Annotated in this window: 2 protein-coding genes; both read right to left on the reverse strand. The window is 67.7% G+C overall.

What is annotated here, in order from left to right:
* Window positions 1–671: DsbA family protein (locus tag AC5L36_RS45325; protein ID WP_441225311.1), on the reverse strand; the 671-nt coding region annotated here is incomplete at its 3' end.
* On the reverse strand, window positions 668–1,048 hold a 381-nt coding region (locus tag AC5L36_RS45330), incomplete at its 5' end, for a MauE/DoxX family redox-associated membrane protein (protein WP_441225313.1). The genes AC5L36_RS45325 and AC5L36_RS45330, both read right to left, overlap by 4 nt.

The following is a 1,048-nucleotide window of genomic DNA, read 5'->3' on the forward strand; positions in this document are numbered from 1 at the left end:
GTGGTGGGCTGGACGTCCTTGCCGCCCACCCGCACGGTGGGCGTGCCGGTGACGCCGTCCCCGCTGGCCTCGTCGGTCACGTGTGCCGTCCACGGCTTGTACTTCCCGTCCCGTACCGCCTGGGCGAAGGCGTCTCCGAGGCCCACCGACCGGCCGATCTGGATCAGCTGGTCGTCACTGAGACCGGCACTGCCCTCGGCCGGCTGCTGCGCGAAAAGCGCCTTGACGTACTCCCGGAACTTACCGCCCTGCGCCGCCGCCCCGGAAGCCGCCGACGCCCGCGTGGAATACTGCGTCGAGGACGCCCGATCCAGGAACGCCAACGGGTGGTACACCACCGAGACCTTGCCCTCGGAAACAAGCTGGTCCAGGGTGGCGCCGGTCTGCTTCTCGAACTGCCCACACGCCGGGCAGATGAAGTCTTCGTAGATGTCGATCCGCACCGGTCCGGAGCCGACCTTGATGCCGGTGCCGTTTTCCACCGCACCGGCCGGCGCGACGTAGCTGCCGGAATCCTGGCTCGCCACCACACCCCAACCGATCAGCCCCGCGATGACCAACACGGCCACCGCGGCGACCGACGTCCACAACGTGCGCGAACGCCGCTTTTCCCGGGCGATCTGATCACGCACCATACGCGAGGCCTGCTTCTGCCCGACCCTGGTACTCATTTCTTCTCCAGCCAGCTATCGATGGACAAACGGGTGAGGGGCCAGACCAACAGGAACCCGGCGAGCGCCAGGAACCCCAGATCACGCAGGATCTCCGGACCATAGGTGGGGCTCTGACCGGCGCCAAGCTGACCACCACTGCCAAAACAGCCACAGTCGATCTGGAGGCCACGCGCCCACGCCTGAGCGATACCCGCGACGAAGACCACCAACAGCCCCGCCGAAACACCGGCGGCCAGCCGGGTGGCCAAACCCACCAGCAGCAGCACACCGAGGGCCATCTCGACGAAGGGCAGCGCGGCCCCGATCACCTTGGCCAACTCGTACGGCATCACGTCGTACGCGTTCACAGCCCGGCCCGACCCGGCAAGGTCACC

It is taken from the genome of Phytohabitans sp. LZ39 (genome assembly GCF_059359075.1).